This is a genomic window from Neobacillus sp. 19 (assembly GCF_049463095.1).
Taxonomy (GTDB): domain Bacteria; phylum Bacillota; class Bacilli; order Bacillales; family Cytobacillaceae; genus Neobacillus.
The window spans coordinates 1-26726 of record NZ_JBMPZU010000009.1 but is presented as its reverse complement, the minus strand read 5'-3'; the positions used below and the strand labels follow the sequence as shown (position 1 = coordinate 26726).

Here is a 26726-nt window from a genome sequence, read left to right as displayed (position 1 = left end):
CCACAAGGAGGAAATAAATTGAAAAGAATGACTCTTTTAATTCTAACAGCACTGATCCTTTCGGCGTGTACGCCAAAAGCTTATACCGAAAGCTTCAATTCAGGAAAGGCTGCACTACAAAAAGGAGACTATAATCAAGCCATCGCTAAATTTGAAAATGCCCTTGAAGAAAAGGAAACGACTGAGGCGAAAGATTATCTCCACTTTGCTGAAACCTTACAAGAAAGCCTTACACTTTTTCACGGAGGAGATTTTGATGCAGCTGTCTTTTCAATCAAGAAGCTGCTGAAAGAAAATTCATCCGTAAAATCTGACAAGAAAATCAAAAAACAAGCGAATGCCCTTTTAAGAGAAATTCAGCAGGCAAAAGTAGTTTCCGAAACAATGAAGGAAAAAATGATTAAAGGAAAAACACTTTTGGAGGATCATCAATTTGATCAAGCAGCTGAAGTTTTTAAGGAAGTAGCGGAAACAACAGATTTACCTGACGTTAGTTCCATTGAAACAATGGCTAAAGACGCGGCAACACTGCTTGAAGAAACGACGAAAAAGAAAACTGCCGCGGAGCAGGAAAAACAGCGGCAAGAAGAAGAAGCGAAAAAGCAAGCAGAAACAAATAAGACAGAACAGGAAAAACAGAAACAAGAAGAAGCAAACAAGTCATTTACACATGAACAAGCGGTTGATTTAGTAAAGAAGCATCTAAATATTACAGCTGAAAAAAATGTGAAAGTGGTGTATGACCACGATGCCGAAAATGGGGACTATATTATTCATGTTTACGAATTTGTGGTGGATAATCCAAGTACAGGTGAAGGTCACACAGCAACATGGGGCTGGTATGGTGTGAACAAACAAACGAAAGCTGTTTATGATGCGATGGAATAAGAAAAAGGCTGACCTGCAAATTGTGCAGGGTCAGCCTTTTTTAATGTTTAACTGCTTCTCCACATTAATTTTTTAATTATATGCACTTGTCCATTTCAAATCTAAGGTTTCATGCATACATTGTAATTATTTAACAGAGGAGGTGATTTCTATGTCTGGAGGCGGACACGGCAACAACTTTGCTTTAATTGTTGTTTTATTTATTCTTTTAATCATTGTTGGTGCATCTTTTATGATGTACTAATGATTAGAGGATAATCTCACGGTAACTCCCTGTTGAGAGGAGCGGCAAACCATTGGTTTGACCGCTTTTTTCTCTTCCTATTTGAGGGGCGCGGGTTTCATGCTTTACCCTTTCAACTAATCATTTTGCACCATAGTATCAATGAGCACAATCTCACCTTTCGAATTCATTGCTTCTGTTAACATTGCTTCAAATTCATCCACGCTGGCTGCTTCCATTCCTTTTACTCCAAAGCTTTCTGCCAATTTCACAAAATCAGGGTTTGAAAAAGTGACTCCAAAACTATCGCCAAACTTTTTCTTCATTGTGTCTACTTCAAGCTTCAGCATCGAATCATTTAATACAATAATCACAAAGGATACACCAAGCCTTTTTGCGGTTTCCAGTTCGGCAAAATTCATTAATGCTCCCCCGTCACCGGTAATACAGATGACTGTTTTATCCGGGGCAGCTAATTTTCCCCCGATGGCACCGGGAATCGAGATTCCCATGGAGGCAAACCCGTTTGACATAATTAGTTGCTTGGCATGCCTTGGTTGATATGTTCTTGCCATCGCTACTTTGTGTGAGCCCACATCTGAAATGACAATGGTTTCCTCAGTCTGAACTTTCTCAAGGACATGAAGGATTTTCTCGATGGTTAAGGCAGAACCTGTTGTTGCTTTTTCAACAATAGAATAAGATTCCTCAATCCGACTCTTTAACCGTTCGGAAGGCAGCCAAGGTTTCGGCTTTACATTGTTTGCTAGGAATAGCGGCAATGTTTCTTTCAAGTTCCCGACTAATTCCTTCTTAACGGGATAAAATTCATCCACTTCAGCTGCAGTTGCAGCAAGATGGATGACCGGGACTTTTTTCTTGTTCCACTCCGATGGAAGCTTTTCAACCTGATCGAAGCCAATCACAAGCAGTAAATCAGCTTCTTCAAACCCTCGAAGGACATAATCCTTTTCCATAAACCCAAATGTATAAAAATTTTGCGGGTGATCTTTTGGCAGCACCCCTTTGGCCATAAAGCTTGTTGCAACAGGAGCGCCGAGTTGTTCAATCAATGCTTGAACTTCCATAACTGCATCTTGGCGGATTACCCCATTACCAACAATTATAAAGGGACGCTGGCTATTATTCAGGTCTACAGTGGCCAGCTGAAGTGCCTCAGACCCAGGAACACCTTTCGGTAATTCAGTAATGGCTAATGGTTTCGATGTCACATTTTCCATAGCTAGATTTTCAGGCAGTTCAATGATTACGGCTCCAGGCTTCTCTTCACCTGCCAGTCGAAAGGACTTTCTGATGATTTCCGGAATGGAATTCGCTGCTTTTATTTGGATGGCCCATTTTGAAACAGGTTCGAAACACCTTTTGGATATCTATAAACTGATGGGCATTCTTATGCTGATCTTCCAATCCTTTTTGACCGCACAGGGCAATAACAGGTGAATGATCCAGGTTTGCACTTGCCATTCCTGTTAATAGATTCGCCGCCCCCGGACCTAGCGTCGCCAAGCAAACTCCTGGTTTTCCCGAGATTCGTCCATAGATATCTGCCATGAATGCCGCTCCTTGCTCATGGCGAACCGGTATGTAGGTGATTTTTTCGGAAGCGGACAAAGAATCACCTAAATCAAGGACTTCTTTGCCGATAATTCCAAAGACAAATTCCACCCCTTCGTTCTCTAAACAACTCACGACAATATCGGATGCTTTCATTTCTTCCTCCATATAATTAGATTCTACTACCTCTATTCTGTACCAATATTTCTGAATCATGAAAGGCCGTCGTAACATAAACAAAAATATCGTAAATATAATGAGATAGACGGTATGAAGGAGGGCGAAACATGGTACAACCGCAGGGTTTTAACGGAATGGATGCCAATAATCAAATGTTAGTTGCTCCAGAATCATTTGCACCACCACCCGAATCATTAACAGAGCAAATATTTATTGAACGTTCATTAACAGAGAATAAATTTTGGCTGCGAATTATGAAGGAACATTCTTATTTTCTGGGGGAAGGCTTTAATCGAAAAGATAAACATCTTATTCAGCAAACCGACCGTTTTTATCATTATTTTGAGGAGCAGGAAAAAAGGGCCTATCAAACCCCTAATAATGTAACAGCCGTCCGCAAGTTAAATGAAGATTCGATTCAGCTTGTCCTAGGATTGCGGAATTTTAAACGGAACCTCCTTATCCTCATCATCAACTGTAAGGTCATGGGATTTAACTTCCCACTACTTGTCGACCATATTGCCCGTGAAGCTGAGTATTTCATGAGAACACTGAAAAAATTTAATGAGGGGATTTTAGACCCGATTCAAGATGCGATTATCAAGGAGAATGTTTTTTGGCTGAGGATTATGATGGAGCATTCCCGTTTCATCGCTTCCCTGCTAGACCAATCGGAACGAAATTTAGTTAGGACTGCCTTGAAATTTGGCGACGATTTTGAAGTTCTTCTTAACCAGGCAAGAGATGTGGAATCTATGTTATATAGGAAAAGTCCTGCCTACCCAATCATTGGAAAGCTTAATAAAGACAGCGAAAATGCGGCTCAGGAGATTCTTGCTTTTAAAAAGGCAGGACTGGATTTTATCAAAAATTGTCAAATCAGAAACGTGATCGACCCGCTGTTAGCAGACCATGTCGTACGGGAAGCTAATCATTTCTTGCATATGGTACATGTATTAGAAGAGAGATTAAAAGTAAAGCAGCAAGAACAACAAAGACTGTAAGATAAGTCGAAGTACTTCCTGATTAAAAAGAGACTATCCGCGGATAGTCTCTTTTTCTTTTTGGCTTTTCATTAACATAACCATACTAATGGTAATAATGATAAATGCAATCAATGCTAGCATTGGTATTGTGATAAACCCAAGCCAGTTAATATAATCCGCGGAACACGGCACTCCGGAAGTGCACATTTCAAATTGCTGCAGGTATGGGATTTTTTGTAATAATGTATGGTATCCGGAAATCAGCACCCCAATGATCGACAGAGGCAGCACATATTGAAATATCTTTCTATCATTCCGGTAGGCGGCTATACCTAAAATAATCGCTAATGGATACATAAAAATCCGCTGGTACCAACATAACGTACATGGTATAAAATGCTTTACTTCACTAAAATACAGGCTGCCAAGTGTGGCGATGATGGCAGCAATCCAGGCAAGGAGTATGGATTTATTCATGTTATTCACCCTTTGCCGCTTTATCCACCATGTCTTTTAAGTCATCGATCGTTTGTCCATCAAAATATTGACCATTTACATAGATGGCCGGTGTACCGGTAGCGCCCAGTTTACCAGCAAGGTCCATATCCTTCTGAAAGGATTCCTTTGATTTATCAGCATTAAAGTGTTCAACCACCTTGTTTGCTTCTTCATCACTTGCCACTTCTTTCAATGTATCGGTTAAGAACTTTTCGGTAAAAATATCGATTTTTTCATATTTCATATCTTCAGGCTGTTTTTTATAGATTAAATCATGAAATTTCCAAAACGTATCATTTCCAAGTACTTGATAAACCGATTCCGCAAATTTAGCTGTTCGTGTGGAGTCCACATTAATAAAAGCATAATTCATAAAATAGAATTTTGCCTTTCCTGTATCCACTAGCTCTTTTTCAATCACTGGTACAACCTGTTCAGTAAAATTTTTGCAGTTTGGGCATTTATAATCACCAAATTCAATAATAGAGACAGGAGCAGATTTCTCACCTAAGAACGGTTGATTACTATAATCAATCTTAGTTCCTTTTACTTCATTCTGATCCTTAGAATGATTGCCAAAGAATATTAGTGCCAAAACGCCAACAGCAATCAAACCAATGACCCAGAAAATAAACTTGGATGATGAATTCGTTTCTGTTTTCTTGTTCTTCTTGTTATTTGCCATATTCAAACTCCTTTTAAGAACGATTAAAAAAATGAACGCAGATTTGTCCATGATAATTTAAATATTACTTATTCCTTTCAAGAATGCAAATAAAAGGCTCCTTTCAAAATGGGTTATGTTCTATATGTTTAGCTTTTCAACTATTTTAGGATATGATAATAGTGGATACTAATGTAAAGGAGCAGAATAAATGGTAAATAAAAATCATTATATCGGATATATCGGAACGTATACAAAGGGAGACAGTAAAGGGATTTACTCTTTTTCCTTTGATCCCCAGGCAGCAAAGATTGAAAATATTCAAGTGGCAGCTGAATTAGGTAATCCTACATATGTAGCGATTAGTAAGAACAACTGTTTCCTTTATGCTGTGGCAAAGGATGGGGAAAACGGCGGTGTGGCTGCTTATTCTATTAGTGAAGATGGCGCCCTAACCGCTATTAATCGGGATGTACTTCCAGGCTCCTCCCCTTGTTATGTTAGTGTGGACAGCGAAAATCGCTATGTGTTCAGCGCAAACTACCATAAGGGCTTGGTAGATTCACGCTTAATTAATCAATCAGATGGTTCTGTCCAGCAGGTGGTATCAGAAATGAAGCATGAAGGCTCAGGGCCAGATCCGCGCCAAGAAAAACCCCATTCCCATTATGCGGGGCTTACGCCAGATGAAAAGTATCTAGCAGTTGTTGAATTAGGGATTGATGCACTGATTACTTATTCCGTCGGTAGTGATGGCACCCTTACAAAGGCAAATCTCTTGCCACTAAAAGGCGGCAGCGGCCCTAGGCATTTGGTTTTTCATCCGAATGGCAAGTATGCTTATATCATGACTGAATTTAGTTCAGAGGTGATCGTATTAACCTACTATGAGGAAGATGGCCATTTTACTGAAAAGCAATATATCTCTACCTTACCGGATGATTTTACAGGTAATAATCAAGGCAGTGCTATTCATATTTCTTCAGATGGACGTTTTGTTTATGCAGGGAACCGTGGACATAATAGTATCGCTGTTTTTCGTGTGGACGCGTTTTCGGGGGAACTTAGCTTTGTTGAACACGTTTCTACTGAAGGGGATTGGCCGAGGGATTTTGCCTTGGACCCAAGTGAGAAATTTATTCTTGCTTCGAACCAAGAATCAGGTAATCTTGTATTATTTTCACGAGATGATGCATCTGGCAAGTTGACACTCATTCAGTCAGACATTCCTGTTCCATATCCAGTTTGCGTGAAGTTTTTACATGTAAAATAAAAAACAAGGGGAGCAATTTTATGCTCCTCCTGCTTTTCTTTCACGTCATTCTTTTAACAATTAAAAACTATCGAATCTATTTTTTGATTTTCCACTATTCAATATTCGATTGGCCGGAATTGATTTCATAGCCAATTCATTATAGTTACTCTCTCGTTTAAAGATAAATACAGGATTCGTATGCTGTATCTCTTGCAAATCCCAACAAACACCATCTATTTTGTTATATTGCCCTTGGATGGTCATAATAAGATTGGTATTGTTTGAAGGTTGAATTTGCAAATTGGTGAAGGAATTACCGCTGCATTCATTCGGAATCGTTTCACTGCCTTCTAGTACAATATTTTCAATACAATCTTCTAATGAAATTTTATCAAATCGATTAGCATTTACATAGGCAAATCCACTAGCAGGTTTAACGGCCGTTAAATGAATGCCTTTCCCAAAGGACACAATTTTTATATCTGTAAAGTTGACAAATGAAATTTCATGACCTTTGCCGCCTGAGTACAACCGAATTCCTGTGCCTGATACTTTCCCAGTCCAATTTACCAGGACAAGGTTTTTGAGTGACGTATTATTCCACGTATTGTAATAGTTATATTTCCCGTCCAAATAAATAACTTCCTTGCTGTACCCCGTAAAATCAGTCATAATACTGGCATCCCATAATGAAGCATCCTTTTGCAGTTCAAAACCCCTGACGTTTGCGCCAATGACAAATCTTGTCCCATAGCTCCCTTGCAGCTTAACACCCTGTTTAATAATGACCGTACCCGTCATATAATAATCCTGATCTCCAGCAACGACTGTTTTCCGTGCATTCTGGGAAGCGAAATCAATCGCTGCCTGAATCTTTGCCTGTGGTGTACTGCCTGTGAAATCCTCAACATAGACAATCGGATTAGTTGCTATTTTAAACTACTCCTTTCTTTAATAATTGAAATACAAGATTATTATATGAATATAACAAAATTCGACATAATGAAATCATACATATTTCCAAAAAACAATCATATGTCTATTAAAATTACCCATGAATAGTTTTTCGCTTAAGAAGCGGCCCCTTCCTAACTTTGCTGTCATTCATGCCGATTGCTATTTTTCCAGACAGATAATAGCCATATGGAATTTTGTTCAAAACAAATGTAGTGGCAATGGACAATAACAAACTGCCCATGAAATAGAAGACGGAAAGCACGAATGGATGAATTTCTAAGGAGAACAGATTGTAAGCAGCATACATCACCGCTAAATAGACGGGATGGATTAAATATATTCCGAACGAATACTGGCTAATCCAACCGAAGACTCTAGGTACTTTGGGGATTTTTGCCGCAATATAATAAATCAACAAAATCATACTCGTTGTAAAAAACACCATATCGACTCTCTTTGATGAAATAACAGGGATTAGTTGGGAATCATATATATATAAACAAACGGCACCAAATACGATTGGGCTGACAATGACCCATTTAAAGTATTTATTTAAAAAATGGATAAACAGTGGAAAATTTCTGCCGCAGTAGTATGCAAGTGTAAAATAGAATAACCAGCCAAAAAACGGAATCCAATAGAATTTCTCCCAAATATAGACCCCTATTTCTGTTGGGTATGGTTTGACAAAATTGAAGAAACCTAAATAAACCAGATTAATGGCAAGTGCAGTGCCCATTACCATAGTAGGCTTCCATCCCTTTAAATATTTATGAAAGAAATAATGCAATAAATAAAATTGAAAGATTACAAGTATGAAGTATCCATGATAATCCCCCAATAAGAGATGCCGCCATAAAAATGACCCGAATGCACCTGCGGGATTACCTCCAGTGCCCACAGATTGTTCGACGGCTTTTAAAAGTGCAAAAAATGCGCCAAACAAAACATAAGGAACCATAATATACTTTAACCGTTTGGACCAAAAATTAGCCGGCAGTTCTTCCGGATAGGAACGTGCCAAAATAAATTCTGAAATAAAAATAAAGGTAGGTGTACCGAAAGTTAATAGCACTCTCAGTAAATTGACTGTTTGATTTTCATCCGCATACGCTCTTGCCATTGCATGAAGTAGTAAAATACTTAAACAAGAGATGCTTCTCATTAAGAAAATCTCGTTAATTAATTTTTTCTGTTGCAAGAATCTCTCACCCTTTCAATAGAATTTCTGTTTCATTATTCATAAAAAAACACTTCAACATACCGGTATAAGGTTCTCTTCGCGTCGGTTCCATGAACCCCAAAGGTGTTGCCAATGATTTTTACATATTCGCTAACAGTGATTCCAATATTGCGTTTACTCATCCACCAGGCCATTTGATTATAGGAAGTTTCACTAGCAACATAGGTTAGTGCAGGATCATCATCTTTAAAGACCCGATCGAAGTTATATTTCACCCTCCTCATATGGAAATCAGATGAGATTATGATGGCAGAATGATAGTTTTTCTTCTTCATGATGTCCTTGACATAGACTGCACTTTCATATGTGCTATCTGCCTTGCTCTCCAATACGAGAGATTCTTCCGGCACAAGTGATCCAGCCCTTTCCCATAAACCATCTGCTAATCCATTTGATAGTATGATGTTTCGTGCAATCCCAAGCTTATACAGTTCCATTCCTTTTTCAAGTCGTCCTTCGCCCCCGCTTAATACAACGATCGCATCGGCTTCCTTCGGTTCCTCATTAATCACAAGAAATCGGCCTCCAAAAAAAAGGAAAAGAACAAACAACAGTACCCCGGTAAAAAGGAGTTTCTTTCGAAAAGTTGGTTTATTTTTGATAACAGCCCTTGTCCCTCGTCGTTTATTTTGTGCAGGCATCATTCTTGAACACTCCATGTTTATTTTCCTTATAGGGAGGCCTGTTCAATAAGGCGATAAATTTCCTTGTATGAATGTCTGCGATCAAATTTTTGTTCCGCCAATCTCCTGGCATTAGCCCCATGGGCCGCCCGCAGCCCTTCATTATGATAAAGATGTTCAATTAAGGCGGCTAATTTGAGCGAATCTCCCGGGTTATAGTTATATCCAATATTTTCAGCTGTCACCATTTCGATAAATTCCTTATTAAGACTGCTATTTAAGACTGGTAAACCTGCTGCCAAAAAATCGCCAATTTTATTCGTAATGCTCTGCTGTGCACCTTTACTGATGGCATTCGCCGCAATATCCGAACTCACTAAATAGGGAATCATTTCCTCATATTTATAATGCCCCATAAAATCAACAGGGGCATCCAACTGATTAGCCAACTGTTCAAATTTTGGTTGTAATGGACCAGATCCGAATACTTTAAACACAATATTGCTCATGCCTTTATTTTTTAGAATTGAAACTGCACGAATGACCGTTTCCAAGTCATAACTATAGCTAATTGTACCAATATAGGTTATCCAAAATTCATTAGGGTCTTTTCTTACCGTCATTCCCTTACAGGTATCAAAAACGCCTAGGTCTGTTCCGATAAAAATAGGTAGGTAGCTTTTAGCATTACTATTAACCTTATTTACACGGTGTACATAACTTTTGGAAACACCAACAACATAGTCGGCTAAACGATATATTTTATTGGCATAGACCGTAAGCGGATATAAGAAAACATCCGCCACTGCTTCCGGAAGCGGAATGGCATTTTTGATTGCTTCCGGCCATACATCCTGAATATCCATAATAAAAGGAATTTGCAACTTCTTGGCATACCTGCCAACAATAAAGGCAGCATCCATCATCGGATAAGCGCAATAAATCACATCAGGCTTTTGTTTACTATTTTTCAAATATAGTGCCAGCTGTTTCGAAAAGTGCCGATGGCTTTGAATTCGGTCAAACCCTATATTCCGTTTGTAGCCCAATTCATTGATCATGATGATTTGATAATTTAGGGTCTTACCAATCATTTCAATTTTCGTTTCATCACGGAAATCCTTATCACTGTGCTTAAAATTACTTGTCAGTAACGTTACCCGATGTCCTTTACTGCTTAGTTTTTCTGCAATATAAGTAAATCTATTAAATCCTTTTTCCCCGGGAAGTATCGTAAATGGCGCAACTAAAAGTATCTCTCTTTTGTTTGAAGACATCCTCTCCACACTCCATCATCCATCAAGATAACGTAACTGTTAAACCACTACTCTTATTGATTCATTAGATTGATTGGCCAAAAATAATAGCATTTCCTTGAGTGCCCCCCTGTCTAAAAAGCTATAATTCTCAAGTAATTCTCCAATCTTTTTAGCATCTAAATTCACTGATTTCCCTACGAAGATTTTCGGATGAACCTGTTCATCCTGCACCTCATTTTTATTAAGAATTTCCTCAAATAGTTTCTCCCCTGGCCTTATTCCGGAATAAATAATTTCAATCTCATCCTCTGAATAGCCGGATAAACGAATTAGATTTTTTGCTAGGTCAACTATCTTTACTGGCTCACCCATATCAAGTACAAAAATTTCGCCGCCTTTTGCACGTGCTCCCGCTTGTAAGACGAGTCTAGAGGCTTCAGGGATGGTCATAAAGTATCTTGTCATTTTTGGATGTGTGACCGTAACAGGACCACCCTTAGAGATTTGATCCTTGAACAATGGGATTACACTCCCCCTGCTCCCTAGCACATTTCCAAAACGGACGGCAACGAACCTTGTATTACTTTTTTGATTGAGATCCTGTACGATCATCTCTGCAATTCTCTTTGTAGCTCCCATCACACTTGTTGGGTTTACCGCCTTATCTGTCGATATCATCACAAAGGTTTCAACACTGTTTTCTCCCGCCGCCTCCGCTACATTTCTCGTGCCAATCACATTATTCTTTATGGCTTCTTCAGGGTTCCGTTCCATTAATGGAACATGCTTATGGGCTGCCGCATGAAAAACTACCCTTGGCTTATATTCATTCATAACAGAGAACATTTTATCCCTATCGGTAATATCCGCAATTTCAGTTACAATTTCGATATTTGTGCGTAATGTGGATTTCAATTCCATTTCAATCGTATAAATACTATTCTCACCGTGGCCAAGCAAAATAAGTTTTGATGGCGAAAATTGGGAAATTTGCCGGCAAATTTCCGAGCCGATTGATCCACCCGCACCGGTTACTAATACCACGCTGTTTGTCATGTATTTTGAAATTGAGTGGGTATCTAATTCAACCGGCTCCCTGCCCAACAAATCACCTGGCTCTACATTTCGTATTTCATTAACGGAGACCTTGCCGGTAACTAAATCTTCAAACATAGGCATCATTTGTGTATTAATCTTTGTTTTGGTGCACTCCAGATAAATAGCATGCAATTCTTTTTTACTAAGCGATGGGATTGCAATGATAATATTTTCAATCATTTGATTTTTGACCACATCTTTGAGATTATTTAAGCCGCCAAGTACTGGGAGCCCCAAAATTTCAAGGTGCTGCTTTTGTTTATCATCATCAATAAAGGCCACTGGAATAAGATCGCAATCGTTACTATATTTTAATTGCCTGGCCACTAGTATACCGGCGGAACCGGCTCCAATGATGAGCGTCCTCTTCTTCACTTTTTTGCCGCTGGAAAAATGTTGATCATTATAGAGACGCCAAGAAAAACGGGTGCCCCCTATTAAAAATAAATGCATCATCCATGTGGTTGTTAAAATTCGAAAATATATTTGCTGTCCTATCACAAATTGAATAATCGCTGCAGTGATGACGGAGAAGGTTACGGCCTTTAGAACGGTTACCATCTCATCGACACTTGCATACTCCCAAGCCCTTTTATAAAGCTTATATTTATAAGCAAACAAATGATGGCTTACTAACAAGGTGGTTGATACAAGTGTCAGGGGGACAGTGGGGACAGCACAGCCAGAGAATAAAAGAAAAGAACAGATATATGCGGATGTGAACACAATTAAAGAATCAATTGCTAATAAAGAAAACAACCGTTTTTGAAAGCTCATGATCGGCCACCCCTTTCTGGTAAAGAACCATTATTTCATTATAAAGAACGTTCGCTTAAAAAATTTTTTCAGCTCTGACCTATGTAGCAATAAAATGCTGTTTACTCCGACTATTTATAAAAGATTGGATTGTATCGATGACACGTAATTGTTCCGCTTCAGTCATGCTGGTTCCTGAAGGCAGACAAATCCCTCGTTTAAATAAACATTCCGCAACGGATAACTGACTGGAATGTGGATAGAACCGGTATTTATTAAGTAATGGCTGTAAATGCATGGGCTTCCAAACCGGTCGCGCTTCAATATTTTCTTTTTCAAGTTCCTGTATTAACTCAAGCGGGGTATACACTGGTGGTTCTGAGTCAATATATAAAGCCGTTAACCAGCGATTATGACGGGTCCCTTGGTATTCAGGCATAAAAACAAACTCTTTAATTTGACTTAATTCACGTACATATTGCTGATAAATTGCCTGCTTTTGTTTTACTCTCTCTTCAATTACAGCTAGCTGCGCAATTCCAATTCCGGCCAAGATGTTGCTCATTCGATAATTGTAGCCTAGTTCACTATGCTGATAATAGGGATAATTATCGCGTGCTTGTGTTGCGAAAAACTTTCCCTTAGCCAATGCCTCCTGATCATTCGAAACCAGCATTCCCCCGCCCGAAGTGGTAATAATTTTGTTTCCATTAAAGGAATAGACACCAAATTTACCAATCGAACCACTTTTTCTCTCCTTGTAAGTAGAGCCCAATGATTCTGCAGCATCTTCAATAATCGGGACCTGATAAAAATTACAGATTTCTATGATTTCATCCATTTTTGCATTCTGACCATAGAGATGAACAACAATAACAGCTTTGGGCAGTTTTCTTTCTTTTTCAGCATCCATAAAAGCTTTTTTCAAGGCCTTTGGCGACATATTCCATGTATCAAACTCTGAATCTATGAACACCGGTACTGCCTGCTGGTAAAGAATTGGATTTGCACTTGCGACAAATGTAAGTGTGGAACAAAAAACCTTGTCACCTGCCTTTACATCCAGCAGACGTAAGGCCAGATGGATAGCTGCCGTACCTGAACTTACAGCAAGCGCTCCCTTAACTCCCACATATTGAGCAATCTCCACTTCGAACCGATCCACATTAGGACCCAGTGGAGCAATCCAATTGGATTGAAATGACCTTTCAATATATTTTTGCTCATTGCCAGTCATATGGGGCGGGGAGAGATAAATTCTCTTTTTATTATTTTCCATGAGCTCACTCACATCCATTCTTTACTGATTTTTTCTGTTTGACAATGAACATGTGGCTACTGTTTGCTTAAATGATTTTCTGCGATCAGGTCCGGATGCCGGTACAAAGGAAAATAATTATTGGCAACTGGAAGGCTTTTAATTAGCTCTTGATAAATAAGCCCATTACGAATTCTTTTTCCAATATAGAAGGGTAAATCCCCATATTTATTAAACCGCTTTTTAAATCGATACAAGGTATCATGATCCCCTGAATAGCCCCCGCCAAGATGTAAAACTTTTAACCCCTTGGCTTTTGCCCAGCCAACAGCATAATGGATCAGCGAATTGTTTGGGGAATACTTAAGATAATCTTCATCAGAACCCAATAAATGATAATGAATAAACTCCCCATGATGCATAAAGAAGCAGGACATAATCACTTTATTGTCCATTATGACTTCAATTAATTCCAACTGACCACTCAACAGTTCCACTTGATTTTCAAAAAATTCCCTTTGAAAATAGTAATATTCATACGCATGTTTCTTATCCATTGTCTTGTAATATAAATTCATAAAGGTTTCAAATTCATTCGCAGGGCGATGAACCATTGTAAAGTATTCGTTGGCCTCTGCCTTCCGTAGTCGATTTCGATTTTTATTATCGTAATTCGCCCATATTTCTTCTAAATCCAAAGCTAAATCAATGTAAATCGTATGGCGGTTCAGTAGTGAGTCGATATCTTGATAATCTAAATCATTCCGAATGAATGGATGGAATCGGACAAACTCCGAGATGATTTTGTGTTGATCGCAATAAGAACGAAATGAATCCTCAAATTGGCGAAATAATTGTTTTTTCTTCACACCATCTGTTGTATTGGTTATTGGTCCCCCGTAACCGTAAGGAGTTGTAATATCATACAATTCTCCATATTTTTTTCGGACTTCATCCGTTATCGGAATGTCCTGCAGATTTCTTACTAGAAATGGATAATAAATAAAATCCTCTCCATCTTGGTACAAAAACAGCTGCGCTTTCCCTTCCCCATTCCTCTCGTAAATTTCTAAGTATTCAGGTGTAAAATAAATATCCTTACTGGCTGTCTTTTCGAGAAAATGATGCCAGATTTCTCTTTCACTTAAATCAAATAATGTATAAACCACTAACGTCCCCCCAAAGAATTTCTCTAATAAAGTGAATCTCAATTAAACCTTGCTGTCATTCTGTTACTTTCACACAATAATACGTGCGGCTGTGGCACTTCCTTATTTGTGACGATAAGCAGCCGGCGTCCAGGGTCAAGCCCATTAAGATATTGAAGCAAATCAGTATCATAGAGGGCAGAAGGATTGGTTATCCGGTAGTATTGATCGGTGATTCTCCCAATCTGGTAAGTACCATTACGGGTTGAACACATAAGCTGTGAAAACCCATATGCCGTTTGCTCCGATTCCGCATTAGGATAGTTCTCAATCCAACATCCTCCTGAGGGACCTTTCCAATCTGTTACAGCTGTTTGCTCCCGGACATACCAATTGGAAGACCCTATTTTCACAAAGCCAATTTTTTTATACCAATTTATTGCCGCCATGTTATCAGCAAATACATCAAGGGAAATCTTGGTCCTTCCAAATTGATCTAGTAATTGTTTCCCATGCTCAACCAGCAGGGTCCTGCCGATCCTTAGACCCTGATATTCCGGAAAGACATAAATATTATTTAAAAAAAGAGCTTCCTCCAACACGCGCCATTCTGTGTAGCCCGCCAGCCTCTCACCGGTAAATGCCCCATAAAACTTGACCTTTCGGTGTTTCTCCGCAATGGTAAGCCACTTGTTTAGATATGCTTCATAGCCTTTTGAACTAAATATCGTAAGCGGAAATATCTTACGATTCATTCCCGATTTGATTAGCTCGGGGATGAGAGGTGCATCTCTATTTCGCAAAGGTTCAATCTGTATTTTCATTTATCCCATTTCACCCCTTAAGGACTAAGCCTTCATCCTTCGTTCAACATCAAAATCTAACATCTGATCAGCAGGAACATCAGCAATCCCTTCGCGTTTTAGCGTTTTACTGATAGTTTTAATAATAATTTTCAAGTCGAAGAATAATGATTGATGATCGACATAAAAAACATCTAATGCCAATCTTGTGTTCCAATCCAGTTGATTCCTGCCCTCTACTTGTGCGTATCCGGTAATTCCCGGACGAACTGTATGCCTTTTCCTTTCTTGATCAGAATAGTAAGGCAAATATCGGACTAATAGCGGCCGAGGACCGACCAAACTCATATCACCTTTTACGACGTTAAGCAACTGCGGTAATTCATCCAAACTTAAGCGTCTAATGATAAGCCCCGTCTTTGTTAACCGCACAGAATCCGGCAAGTCATTACCTGCTAAATCCTTTTCATTTGTCATTGTTCTGAACTTATAGACAGTAAAAATCTTTTCATGATACCCCACTCGTTTTTGTTTAAAGAGAATGGGAGAGCCTAATTTCACCCTTACAACGACGGCAGCCCCAAGTATGATCGGGCTAAAGAGACATAGGAGGAGTAAACTCACAAAAATATCACAAAATCTTTTCATTGTTACCTCCTCATTTCGGTCAATTTAGAAACACTATTCGTCCTTAATAACGAACAAAATCAATAAAAAAATATATATCAAGGATAAGGGTGCTCCCTTGATCATTCTATTTACCCATTATTAATGGCATGTCTATCGAACGATTTACCTTTGTGAAGACTACTTTTCGTAAATATTTCAACATTGGCTTTTCAATAAGCTGATATACGAGACAGCAGGAAAGGACGGTTAATATAATGACAGCTGACATTGTTAAAAAGTACCCTAAAGCACCTATTACATGAAATTTAACCATTAGTAAAATATAAAGATGTAAAAATGGCCCATGAGCAATGTAAATGGAGTAAGAAGCATCCCCCAAGAATGACAGTGCCTTTGGTGTTTGCCTTTCCTTCTTGTCTTTTTCGGCAATCCCCAGCATAAGAAGCATGGAAAATATACAAAAGAATAACGGCACATGTATATGAAAAATTTGATATATATTATTTAACCAAACCGCTAAATATCCAAGCAGCCCTGCTGTTACGAACAAGGTTGAATATTTAAAATTAAAGTTAAGCGTCAGATAAGCCACTACACATCCGCAAATGATTTCCAAATTGCTAAAGCTAAAAATAAAGGAATGCTCCGGAAAAGGAACAAACTTTAAGCCTATTAACATCGTAGCCAGAATCCATATAGCAATGAGAGGTTTAAGGATTTTCGGCCGGAAAATATAAGCTGCAAACAAAAGATAGAAAAAGACGACATGACTAAGCGACCAGGCAGAATCCAGAATCGGTTCGGGAGGCAGGATCAGGATTGACTTAAAGATTAGTTCGGCCGGGTAGCTGCCCCCCGCAGATGGTAATAATAACGAAACAGCAATCGATAATAATGTAAACATCCAATATAGCGGATAAATTCTAATCACACGCTTTAGAAGAAATTCCTTTGCCTTTCCCGGTCTTCCGGCTTGTTTATGATAGAGATAAAAAATCATAAAACCTGTTACAATAAAAAAGAAATCGACCCCTCCTGTTCTTTCCCATTGCCCCATATCAAACCAATCATAGTTAAACTTGGTATGAAACAAAATATTGACATGGCCTAAGAGAACAAATATAATCGCTATCGCTCTTGAAATCTGTACAAATGACAGCTTTCTTCTTTTAGTCTCCAATGTTATCCCCTCATTTCAAGAAATCCATCGTTAAACATTTTACGTTTTGGCATGTTTCTTTAATGCACGAAGTGAATAATTTGCAAAATACCATAGGGCGGAAGGTATATTAATTTTTTCAACCTTCCTATACGTATTCCAGGTTTTCTGAGCAGATTTCAGTTTATTACTTGATAGTGAATGTTCTCGTTTTCTGTAGAGGGCTAACTCCTCATTCAGACCATATGCATCAATTCCATTTGAAAGGATTGAAAGCCAGAGGCCATAATCCTCCGAACAGTCCCGATATAAAGGCATTTGTATGTTTCCGACTTTCCTTTTATCTAAAATGACGGTTAGTGTGCCAATCAGGGTGTTTTTTAATAGGCATTTATATTTAATTTTTGCGGGCACCTGAATGAGCGTATTCGTCCTTTCTCCACTTTCATCCATAATCCTGTAATTCGTAAACGAAAAGGCAAGATTATTTTTTTTCATGAAATTCAGTTGTCTTTCTAATTTATGGGGACTCCAAAGGTCATCGCTATCTAAAAAAGCAAGATAGTTTCCTGACGAAGCAGTGATGGCTTTATTCCTTGCCTTTGCCGGGCCGCCATTTGCTGCGAGCTCAATTAATTTAATTCGAGAATCAAGCTCCCTTTCTTTCTTTACCAGATCAACTGTGTTATCTGTCGAACAATCATCGACAATAATCATTTCCCAGTTTGTATACGTTTGGGCTTTAACGGAATGGATGGTTTCAGTAATAAATCGTGCAGCGTTATAGGTTGGAGTGATAATTGAAACCTTCGATTCTGCCGAATAGTTCATTTTGCTCCCCCATTTCTTAATGGTTCATAACCTTTTTCTTCTTTAGACTCTTTAGTAATCGCTGGTTTGGAAGATTGTTTTCTTCCTTCAGCCCCTGTGCCTGTTCAGGCTGAAGGACCACACGAATAGTTTGAAATAAGATTTTTACATCCAGCCAAAAGGAATAATTATGAACATATAAGAGGTCAAACCTTAACTTATCTTCAACAGGTGTGGTATAGTTGGCCAACACTTGTGCTAAGCCTGTTATTCCCGGCTTAACTGTTAACCGGTAATGGTATTCAGGCAACTTTTGTTTAAATTGATTAATGAAATATTCTCGTTCCGGCCTTGGACCAACAATGCTCATATCCCCTTTAAGAACATTTAATAATTGTGGAAGCTCATCTAAACGAACAGCTCGAATGAATCTTCCAATTGCCGTAATTCGGGGATCTCTATCTGTTGCAAGTACGGGACCTGTTCTCTCTTCTGCATCTTGAATCATACTTCTAAACTTATAAATCATATATGGATTCCCCTTTTGCCCGATCCGCTCTTGTTTATAAAGAGCCGGTCCTTTTGACGTCAGCGGAATGAACAGAAATAACGCCAATAATAGCGGACTGGCGATTACTAATAGGAGGAATGAAATCAACACATCAAACCCGCGCTTAAGAAACCGTTGGCTTATGCTTATATTCGGCGGTTTGATCGAAACGACTAACATATCATCAATTTGCTGGATATCGGCTGCTATGACAGAAAGCTCGAATTGCTGCGGTACCACCATTGCCTCTTTGCCATGTTTCATACATAAGCTCAGAATTTCTTCTTTATCCTCCCCACTCAGGTTCGGGCTAAGGAGAAGAAGATCACACTTTTTGATATTTTCATAAATAATCGCCATATTAGCCGCAGTAATAAATCCTGATATTTCAAACCATCCTTTATGATGATTGATAATTTTGTCTGCCAAATGGATTCCTGCATTCGAATCTTCCCCGATAATAATGACCTTCCTTTTACCGAAAAATTTCTTGTAAAGGTACCAAACACTTGCACGTGCTGCGAGTAATAGTATCGTCTGAATGAGAAATGCAATAAAGATAAAACTTTGCTGGAAGGATAGATAGGGTGTCAATAGGGAAATGGCCGAAATAAAGATTGAAAAAAACACCATCGATAATACAACGGAATAAACTACATGCTGAATATTTTTTCGCTGCCAATCTCCGTAGAGGTCATATAGATAGAAAACAAAATAACTGGATGCCGAAAGTAAAATTAACCAATTGGAAGAGATCAGGGTTCCGGCAATTGGGATGGAAAGTTGATAGGAAACCAAATAGGCAATAATAAAACCTGCAAAGACTAAAGTGATATCGGCAACTGCTTGAATAAGCTTCACACAACTCCCTCGATATCTATCATTCATTTTCAATTCTCCTTTCTAAAACACGTAGAAGGTTTGAGCAGGGAGAGAGTTTAAAGACAGAATAATTCCCTTTTAACGAATAATTCATTCTTTTTAAAGTACAATCTGATTAAAAAAAATCCTGTTGAACCCTCTTTTTTGACTTGTTTTTCCCCATCTTTCCCAATTTGACCTGTTCATATTGAACTGGTCTAAACTTGTAAAGCTTCCTGAAGAAATGGAGCAAACTATAATCAAAACGCTTACCGTCCAGGATTGTAATCCCCCCTGCATTTGAAATCGTATGAACCCCGTCTGGATACAAACTGTCATTTTTAGGTTCAATGAAGGAAACGGGCTCCTCTTCAAATTGCGAAGTAGATAAAGTTTTAATTTTATTTAAAACAATTCTTCCTCCATACGTTTTTGAACAATCTTGTGCCGGGCGGTAAAGCACCCCTTCCTGAATAAATGGTGTCCCTGCCGGCCGAGAAGACCGTATGTCCATTTTCACTGGATTTAGAACATGCGGTTGCCAATCTCCCAGCAAATCAGCTGCATAGTAAATATGCAGTTCATTATTATGACTTTGGATAGTTGAAAATGATTTCGTGCAGAACAGCCACCAATAATCACCATATTTGATGATGGTTGAATCAACAGCATGAAAATCTTCTATTAATGTTTTTACCTTCTCCCATTCTTTACTGGCTTTATTTAATCGATAAATGGTAGCCTCCTTCGCTTCTGAGGTTTCAGGAAGGCAGTATACTTGATTGTTATGTTCTATAATAAACGGATAAGACATATGACATGGGAATTTCATTAGTGCCTGATCAAATGTGATGGTATCATCCCTGACGCTTGCAGCACTTATATACCCCTTGACCACTCGATGATCTAATTCTTCCATTAAGATCTGTAATCCGCCCTCATCCCGATAAGCGAATGGATCAGCATAATATAAATCTTTCTCTTGTACTAACCATTGTATATTCGTATCTGAATCGGTTAAAAATTCATGAATCGGTTTCGGGACAATGCCAATGTTCCAATATTCATAGGAAAATAATTTTGCAGCCAGCTTTTTATATTTATTCTTAGACAGCTGGACAATAAATTTCCCCATTTGCTTCATGGTAGGTTTTTCAGGAATTGGATATGCAGAAGCAATGGCAGCATGGTTCAAATACTCGGCATTATTATTCAAAATATCCCGGCACACCAAGGCTGGCCAACTTGAGATGGTCGAGGTAATATGCTCCCGATTTTTTTTATAAGAATCCTTAATGGTAGAAAAGTATCCTTCCTTTAACAAAATAGGCTTATTGACCCCTGTGAGCTGAACTAATCCGGCAAACGTAACAGGCTCTTCATTATAGATCTCCCAAAAATATCGATTTAGCTCTGAGCTGTGTTGAAACGCCCATAAACCATATCGGGACAAATGAGCCATTCCTCCGCCGATATGGCTTGAACTAATATTAAATAGGAAATCTAATTTGAAACCAGCAATTTTCTCCATATTATTCTTCGAAAATTGATATTCTCCAGTTTCTGTTTTACTGACTTCACATTCCAGGATAGGGATGCCATTCATCATCGTTGGTAAACTAGCAGATTTTTTAGTCATCAAAGATTTTAGTAAGACTTTCACAGTATGCTGCTTACTGTGCTTGTGCTCAAGCAGGATCAATAAGCCAGCCTCCACATTCTCCAACTCCAGCATTTTTTTTATGCTATTTGCTTGCCATCCTTCAACGGCTATATTGTCACAAATAATCCCGAAACGTAGTCCTTTTTTCTCCATCACCTTACCACTCCCAAGGTATTCAACTTAGCAAATAGGATGTCATTCAGTTTATTCATATGTAATGGGACACCATTAACTGCAAGTCAGATACTCATTTAACGTATTATTTACCATTTGCTCCAAAGAAAAATCTGCTTCCACTTTTCTTCTGGCGTTCTCAATAAATTGTTTCCTAATCTCATCGTTTACTTTTAAATCAAGAATTTTATCACAAAAGTCTTCTACTGAATGCTCATTGATGAGGAAACCAGTCTTATTCCCAATAATTGCTTCCCCAATCCCCCCTCTATTAATGGAGATAATTGGCGTTCCCACTGCCATAGCCTCTAAGATGACCATTGGGAAAACCTCTCGATAGGATGTAAGTAATATGACGTCCATTTCTTTAATAAATTCCTCCGGATGATGAACAACGCCAACCATCTTAATCTTGTGATGTAAATTTTGTGAATCAATCATCCTCTTGATTTTTTCCTGCTCCGGTCCATCCCCTGCAATATAAAACAATAGGTTTGGGATGTCACGCAGCTTTCCAGCAATCTTTATGAACAGCTCATGATTTTTTTCTTCTGATAACCTTGCCAAGATCCCGATCTTGAAACATTCCCCTTTTACCTTTTGATGAAAGGCAAACTGCTTCATATCAACACCGTTATAAACTGTCGTTATTTTGCCAGCCGTTATTCCTGCTTTGATAAGATTTTCCTTCTCAAAGTCACTGACCGTGATGATTTTTTCCACATGCTTATTTAGCAAATAGGCAAATACAGCTGGATTTTTCTCTTCAAGAACGGTCACATTATGCTTTGTGTAGACTATCCTGAACTTCATTTTCGTTATTTTTTGTACAAAAATACAGTATAGGACCATTCGCAAACTATTCGCATGGATTACATCTATTTGCTTATCAATAATTAACTTTCTAAGCTTTTTAATATTCTGCAGGTGCTTTGTTCTACTCATCTCACTAAAGTTGTTTTTATGCTTGATTTTCCCGTATAACTCTCCGGGTCCGGCGGCATAGTGAAAGGAAATGTCTGGATGTTGCAATTGATTCTCTAATTTGCAAAAATACATTTCAGCTCCACCGAATATCAGCTTATCTGTTATGACTAGAATATTCATGAGCAGCATCACTTCCTTTACGATTGACATTTAGTTTCAATTTTTGTTTATAGGAGAATATGGAATGGAACGAACCTGCTTTTTGCGTTTCAGTCTGGCGTGCATATTTTTCGTTATTCAAATACGTTGTTAAGATGGCTAGATACATAAAAAACATGTCATTAATGATGATCGAAAGGAACCCCATTTGCAGAATCATTCCAAGAAAGGTTAATAGCAGGTATGGGTTATTTTTACGTACACTGCTTTTTATTAATTGGATAAATACTAATAGGATAAATAAACAAAAGCAGGATATTCCCACCAAACCAGACTCCGATAAAATATCTAAAAAGGTATTATGTACCTCCAGGTTATCGCCATATTGAAAGAAGTTATAGTCAGCAAAATTAAAAGCCCCAATGCCAAAAAACATATGCGTCGTAAAATAGTCCCAGGCTCTTCCCCATAATTCTAACCTTCCACTGCCGCCATCCTGAGAAAAATCCTCAATTCTAGATCCTAAGATGTCGAAAATATCGAACTTCATATAGACAATCGCAATATACACTGCCACAAAAAGTGAACCGGCAAGACCGGCCAGTAATTTTAACTGTTTAAGAGGGTTATTAAGCAAAATATAAATCAGCAGGATAAACGCCATGACTAAAAGTCCGCCTCTTGAAAATGATAATATATTGGCAATAATACATAGGATTAAACCGAGCTTATTTTTCAGCGATTTTGCATGGCAAAGATAATAAGAGAAAAAGAGTGTATTATAATAAACAAAGAAGTTGGGATCCTGTAAAAGCCCGATTAATCGAGGGTAATCTCGATCCAGCATCACACCAAATTGATAAACCCGATCACCCTCGAATACAAAACCAAGGGTTTTTAAGCCGATAAAATACATTGCTAAACTAGCAATATTAAAAATAATCCCAACATCTGAAATCGCTCTTTCAATCATCGAATTACTAGAGGTGCCTATAACTGATTTCATCACAAAATAACAAAAAATATATAAGATTATTCCGCAGATGATTCTAATGCTGGAGGCCGGATATAAAGCAAACACTCCTGTGAAGCTGTACATCAAATAAAATAACAGCATCGCTACTTCAAACAGCTGAAGCTTGTGAAAGTAAAAGGAACCGATATGAATCGTCAAAAACAAAATCAAAAAAATCATATATGGTTTTATGGCAAATCCCACATAAATGTAGTAATTTGCCAGAGTCACTAATAAAAAAAGAAAGAAGATGGTGAATTGACTTCTATGCAAATTTGGAGTTATTTTGTGGTCCATTTTAAACCCCCTGTGATTTCTTCGACTTCCATCTTTGTTTCATTCCGATCATTTTCATGTACCCATTTACTTTTTCCATGGTTTCTTTATCTATAAGTAGCATGAAGGATAATAAAGCAAAATTGAGGATAACGGCTACTACCGGCAATGAATCTAGAAAAAATCCGGTGGTGCTGATACACATAATAAAAAAGGAAAGATAAGGAATGATTGCCTTTTTTGCAATGATCCAGCGATTGGGTATGCACAACCAAAATCCCAAAAGGGAAATTCCTTCAATTACTACTCCTGCCATAGCCGCTCCCGTTACACCATATGATCGACTAAAAAACAGATAAAGAAAGACCCCACAGATGACGGCAAACGATTGAACAGCAGTCCGATACGTTTGTAAAGCCCTTGTCGTTAAACCATCCGCTAAGGCAATATTAATCGCCTGTAACGTAAGCATGAAGGATAAAATTTTCAATGGAAATACAGCTTCGAGCCACTTCACACCAAATAACAGATCGATTACGAAATGGGACAGATGGTATAAAGGAATGGTCATCGCCATCCCGACTAAGGCAATGATTTTGATTAACGAGATATTATATTTTAAATGATCGTCTAAAAGATTATTATTAAAGGATCGAAACAACACTGGGTAATAGGCACCTGCAACGATAAAGGGAATTTGCTGCAGCGCTTGCGGGATTCGATAGGCTACTGCAAATAACCCAACTTCTTTAAGGGTGATTGTCTTTTCCAGTACTAGCGGCCCTAATTGTGGCAGCAGTACAAAAAGCAATCCCCCTAAAGTAAATGAACCCAGATTTTGTAACAAGCCTCTATGGAACGGACTATTCAAGCTGATACGAATATTTTTACTGACAAGGTACACTCCAATAACACCGGCAGCCAAATAGGAGAGGCCATAAAGAGCGCAAATAATAACTGGATTAAAACGAAAAAGCATTCCAATTGTAAGAGTGAGAACTAAGCAGCCAGAGGAAATAATTCGGATTAGTCCAAAGTACTGCATTTTTTCTATTAACTGAAAATAGGTCGTTCCAATACTTTGCAGAGCCACTCCTGTTACCATCGGGATAACAAGAAAGTACGCCGTTTGAATAAGTTCTCGATTTCCCGAATGTGAAATATGAATAAAGCAAAATCCACATATAAAGGTAACAACCAGTAAGCCCAGTCTCATTTTTACATAGGAAGAAATAAGGATGGATGGATTCACATCCTTCTTTGAACCCTCTCTTAACACAATGTCACTTAGTCCTGCATCTGTAAAATACCCCATGATCATCGCGATGGCTAAGACGACACTAAACATCCCATAATAATAGGATTGCAGGTAACTGGCTAAAACGATTAAGGCTGCAGCATTTAAAATACTTGAAAGTGCTGTACTGTAAAAAAGATGGATGATATTCTTAGCTATTGAATTTTTCGTTACTTTCTCCATGAATTCCCCACCTTTTGATGACACCTGGTTACCTTTAGCCAATCCCCTGCTTTTTTAGCCTGTTTGATAAATGACACCTAAAATTTGATTATTCTTTCTTTCCAAATATTCTTTTGTCTTAATTACGTCCTTTTTCTTCGTTTTATTCTCTTTGATTACTAAAATAACCCCATCACATTGATTCGCTAGAATATGAGAATCAGAAACTGTCAAAAATGGAGGCCCCTCAAAAATGATCACATCAAAATTTGCTTCACAATATCTGACCAGCTCATTTATTTTACCTGTCATCCAGACATCTGCCGGATTTACTGGCATTGGACCAGTCGGCAAGACAAATAGGCCGGGAACAAATGTCTCTTGAATATTGAGGAAGGCCTCATTTACATTATCAATTACATTCGTTAATCCGGCCTCATTTGGCAGCTTAAACCAATGGTTTAGTGAAGGCTTTCGAATATTGCCATCCACTAAAAGTACCTTTTTCCCTTGTTCAACAATAGAAAGGGCTAATTTTGATGTAATAATTGATTTTTCGCCGTCATCGCTGGGGGAGGTTACCAATAATAATGCCGTTTGTTGATGAACAAGCGGTTCTAAATTCGTTCGAATCATTCGAATTTGTTCTGAACTTATTGACGTTTCATTAAGTTGAAGCCTTTGGATTATTTTTTTCGTCTCATCCCGTTTCTTAGCACTTATTTCCCCCCCCGCTTTTTTCTTTCAAGGCTGTTGCCTGCTTAGGTTGCCTATAATTTTTATATTTATTTTTTCTTTTTGTACTTTTTAAATTTATTTCTCCTAAAATAGGTAAACCAATCATGCCTTCAATCTCATAAATGTCTTTAATAGAATCGTCCCAATATTCGCGAAGCATTGCCAGGCCGATGCCAAGAAAAACCCCAATCACCGCACCAATCGCAACATTTAATGTCAAACTCCCAACCATTTTAACGGAGGGATCTCCATTTGCATCACTTAATAGCTTGATATTTTTAACCTCAAACAGATCATTCATTTTACTAACCGTTGTGTTGGCAATCGTATGGGCAAGTGTTTTAGCACCTTCCATATCGTGATCCCTTACGACCACATTGACAATTTGTGAATTCCGATTATTTTGTACGACAATCTTCTTTTCTAACTCTTCATCATTTATATTGAGCTCTTTTTGGACGGAATTTAGCACGATTGGACTTTTTATAAAATCAATGGTTGAAGCAAGCAGCATACTAAGTTCCTGTGAATCACTGTATTCACCATCAATCTTTGTAAGCTTGCCAATTAAAATATTTTCAGTTGCTTCATACGTTGGTTTTAATACAAACATCGATAAACCAACAGTTAAAAGAGATACACATAGAACCGTAAGAATAATGGTCACTATTCGCTTTCTAATAATATGTAGAAATTTTTTTAAATCTACTCTTTCGTCCATGATGACCTCCTACATCCTTCTAGTTAAAATTCTTTGCTTCTTCCTCCGGTGATGTATAATAATTTTGCCGCCCTTTATCTTTAATAAATTTTGAGCCCATATTCGAAAGTAATCTGTTCCTTTGAGACTCTTTTGAAAACTCTATGATTGGTTTATTCACTATATGGACA

General features: G+C 38.2%; 26 protein-coding genes. 4 read left to right on the top strand and 22 right to left on the bottom strand.

The annotated features are described in order from the left end of the window. The first annotated feature begins 18 nt into the window (after positions 1–18). The gene (locus tag ACO1D1_RS01435) at positions 19–888 is read left to right on the top strand and encodes a tetratricopeptide repeat protein (protein ID WP_149871391.1); all 870 of its coding nucleotides are present in this window, start codon (positions 19–21) and stop codon (positions 886–888) included. Between the two features lie 151 nt (positions 889–1039). Beyond that, entirely contained in the window at positions 1040–1132 is a 93-nt protein-coding gene (locus ACO1D1_RS01430; RefSeq protein WP_149871392.1) for a YjcZ family sporulation protein, read from the top strand. Between the two features lie 116 nt (positions 1133–1248). On the opposite strand, the gene ACO1D1_RS01425 is transcribed toward ACO1D1_RS01430, so the two are convergent. Together ACO1D1_RS01425 and ACO1D1_RS01420 are read right to left on the bottom strand one after the other, a co-directional pair. After that, positions 1249–2352: a thiamine pyrophosphate-dependent enzyme gene (locus ACO1D1_RS01425; protein WP_423334674.1), complete on the bottom strand. Its 1104-nt coding sequence runs from the start codon at positions 2350–2352 to the stop codon at positions 1249–1251. A 46-nt stretch (positions 2353–2398) separates the two neighbouring features. Beyond that, a complete protein-coding gene (locus ACO1D1_RS01420) occupies positions 2399–2902 on the bottom strand; it encodes a thiamine pyrophosphate-binding protein (protein WP_423334673.1) in 504 nt (167 codons plus the stop codon). Between the two features lie 71 nt (positions 2903–2973). Between ACO1D1_RS01420 and ACO1D1_RS01415 the strand changes: the two genes are divergently transcribed. After that, positions 2974–3870 carry a DUF2935 domain-containing protein gene (locus ACO1D1_RS01415; protein ID WP_149871393.1) on the top strand — a complete coding sequence of 299 codons (897 nt, stop codon included), beginning with the start codon at positions 2974–2976 and terminating at the stop codon, positions 3868–3870. Positions 3871–3903: 33 nt separating this feature from the next. On the opposite strand, the gene ACO1D1_RS01410 is transcribed toward ACO1D1_RS01415, so the two are convergent. Both ACO1D1_RS01410 and ACO1D1_RS01405 read right to left on the bottom strand, forming a co-directional pair. Then, complete coding sequence (locus tag ACO1D1_RS01410) at positions 3904–4329, bottom strand: disulfide oxidoreductase (protein ID WP_149871394.1); 426 nt, start codon at positions 4327–4329, stop codon at positions 3904–3906. Position 4330: 1 nt separating this feature from the next. Continuing rightward, entirely contained in the window at positions 4331–5035 is a 705-nt protein-coding gene (locus tag ACO1D1_RS01405) for a DsbA family protein (RefSeq protein WP_149871395.1), read from the bottom strand. Between the two features lie 190 nt (positions 5036–5225). On the opposite strand from ACO1D1_RS01405, the gene ACO1D1_RS01400 reads away from it, so the two are divergent. Further along, entirely contained in the window at positions 5226–6287 is a 1062-nt protein-coding gene (locus tag ACO1D1_RS01400; protein ID WP_149871396.1) for a lactonase family protein, read from the top strand. 60 nt (positions 6288–6347) lie between these two features. On the opposite strand, the gene ACO1D1_RS01395 is transcribed toward ACO1D1_RS01400, so the two are convergent. The 18 genes from ACO1D1_RS01395 to ACO1D1_RS01310 all read right to left on the bottom strand — a co-directional run bounded on the left by ACO1D1_RS01395 (position 6348) and on the right by ACO1D1_RS01310 (position 26556). After that, complete coding sequence (locus ACO1D1_RS01395; RefSeq protein ID WP_223820804.1) at positions 6348–7070, bottom strand: hypothetical protein; 723 nt, start codon at positions 7068–7070, stop codon at positions 6348–6350. A gap of 247 nt (positions 7071–7317) precedes the next feature. Further along, positions 7318–8427 (bottom strand): acyltransferase family protein, encoded by a 1110-nt coding sequence (locus ACO1D1_RS01390; RefSeq protein ID WP_149871398.1) that lies wholly within the window; start codon positions 8425–8427, stop codon positions 7318–7320. A gap of 35 nt (positions 8428–8462) precedes the next feature. Beyond that, positions 8463–9113 (bottom strand): YdcF family protein, encoded by a 651-nt coding sequence (locus ACO1D1_RS01385; RefSeq protein WP_190284691.1) that lies wholly within the window; start codon positions 9111–9113, stop codon positions 8463–8465. 26 nt (positions 9114–9139) lie between these two features. Further along, a complete protein-coding gene (locus tag ACO1D1_RS01380) occupies positions 9140–10369 on the bottom strand; it encodes a glycosyltransferase family 4 protein (RefSeq protein WP_149871400.1) in 1230 nt (409 codons plus the stop codon). A gap of 39 nt (positions 10370–10408) precedes the next feature. Then, positions 10409–12226 carry a polysaccharide biosynthesis protein gene (locus tag ACO1D1_RS01375; protein WP_149871401.1) on the bottom strand — a complete coding sequence of 606 codons (1818 nt, stop codon included), beginning with the start codon at positions 12224–12226 and terminating at the stop codon, positions 10409–10411. 79 nt (positions 12227–12305) lie between these two features. Further along, a complete protein-coding gene (locus ACO1D1_RS01370) occupies positions 12306–13442 on the bottom strand; it encodes an aminotransferase class I/II-fold pyridoxal phosphate-dependent enzyme (protein ID WP_423334672.1) in 1137 nt (378 codons plus the stop codon). A gap of 98 nt (positions 13443–13540) precedes the next feature. Continuing rightward, positions 13541–14632 (bottom strand): GNAT family N-acetyltransferase, encoded by a 1092-nt coding sequence (locus tag ACO1D1_RS01365; RefSeq protein ID WP_190284692.1) that lies wholly within the window; start codon positions 14630–14632, stop codon positions 13541–13543. 38 nt (positions 14633–14670) lie between these two features. Next, positions 14671–15435, bottom strand: a complete 765-nt coding sequence (locus tag ACO1D1_RS01360; protein WP_149871404.1) for a GNAT family N-acetyltransferase — start codon at positions 15433–15435, stop codon at positions 14671–14673. 24 nt (positions 15436–15459) lie between these two features. Further along, complete coding sequence (locus tag ACO1D1_RS01355; protein WP_149871405.1) at positions 15460–16062, bottom strand: sugar transferase; 603 nt, start codon at positions 16060–16062, stop codon at positions 15460–15462. Between the two features lie 106 nt (positions 16063–16168). Next, positions 16169–17224 carry an acyltransferase family protein gene (locus tag ACO1D1_RS01350; RefSeq protein ID WP_190284693.1) on the bottom strand — a complete coding sequence of 352 codons (1056 nt, stop codon included), beginning with the start codon at positions 17222–17224 and terminating at the stop codon, positions 16169–16171. A 39-nt stretch (positions 17225–17263) separates the two neighbouring features. Then, positions 17264–18034 carry a glycosyltransferase family 2 protein gene (locus tag ACO1D1_RS01345; RefSeq protein WP_149871407.1) on the bottom strand — a complete coding sequence of 257 codons (771 nt, stop codon included), beginning with the start codon at positions 18032–18034 and terminating at the stop codon, positions 17264–17266. A 16-nt stretch (positions 18035–18050) separates the two neighbouring features. After that, positions 18051–19451: a sugar transferase gene (locus ACO1D1_RS01340; RefSeq protein ID WP_149871408.1), complete on the bottom strand. Its 1401-nt coding sequence runs from the start codon at positions 19449–19451 to the stop codon at positions 18051–18053. 109 nt (positions 19452–19560) lie between these two features. Beyond that, positions 19561–21240: a glucosamine inositolphosphorylceramide transferase family protein gene (locus ACO1D1_RS01335; RefSeq protein WP_149871409.1), complete on the bottom strand. Its 1680-nt coding sequence runs from the start codon at positions 21238–21240 to the stop codon at positions 19561–19563. A 75-nt stretch (positions 21241–21315) separates the two neighbouring features. Then, positions 21316–22368: a glycosyltransferase family 4 protein gene (locus tag ACO1D1_RS01330; RefSeq protein WP_149872783.1), complete on the bottom strand. Its 1053-nt coding sequence runs from the start codon at positions 22366–22368 to the stop codon at positions 21316–21318. After that, complete coding sequence (locus tag ACO1D1_RS01325; RefSeq protein ID WP_149871410.1) at positions 22343–23659, bottom strand: O-antigen ligase family protein; 1317 nt, start codon at positions 23657–23659, stop codon at positions 22343–22345. The genes ACO1D1_RS01330 and ACO1D1_RS01325 overlap by 26 nt, the downstream gene beginning before the upstream one ends. Before the next feature lies 1 nt (position 23660). Beyond that, positions 23661–25118: an oligosaccharide flippase family protein gene (locus ACO1D1_RS01320; protein WP_149871411.1), complete on the bottom strand. Its 1458-nt coding sequence runs from the start codon at positions 25116–25118 to the stop codon at positions 23661–23663. A 54-nt stretch (positions 25119–25172) separates the two neighbouring features. Then, the gene (locus tag ACO1D1_RS01315; protein ID WP_423334671.1) at positions 25173–25733 is read right to left on the bottom strand and encodes a CpsD/CapB family tyrosine-protein kinase; all 561 of its coding nucleotides are present in this window, start codon (positions 25731–25733) and stop codon (positions 25173–25175) included. Positions 25734–25809: 76 nt separating this feature from the next. Next, positions 25810–26556: a YveK family protein gene (locus tag ACO1D1_RS01310; RefSeq protein WP_423334670.1), complete on the bottom strand. Its 747-nt coding sequence runs from the start codon at positions 26554–26556 to the stop codon at positions 25810–25812. Between the last annotated feature and the right edge of the window lie 170 nt (positions 26557–26726).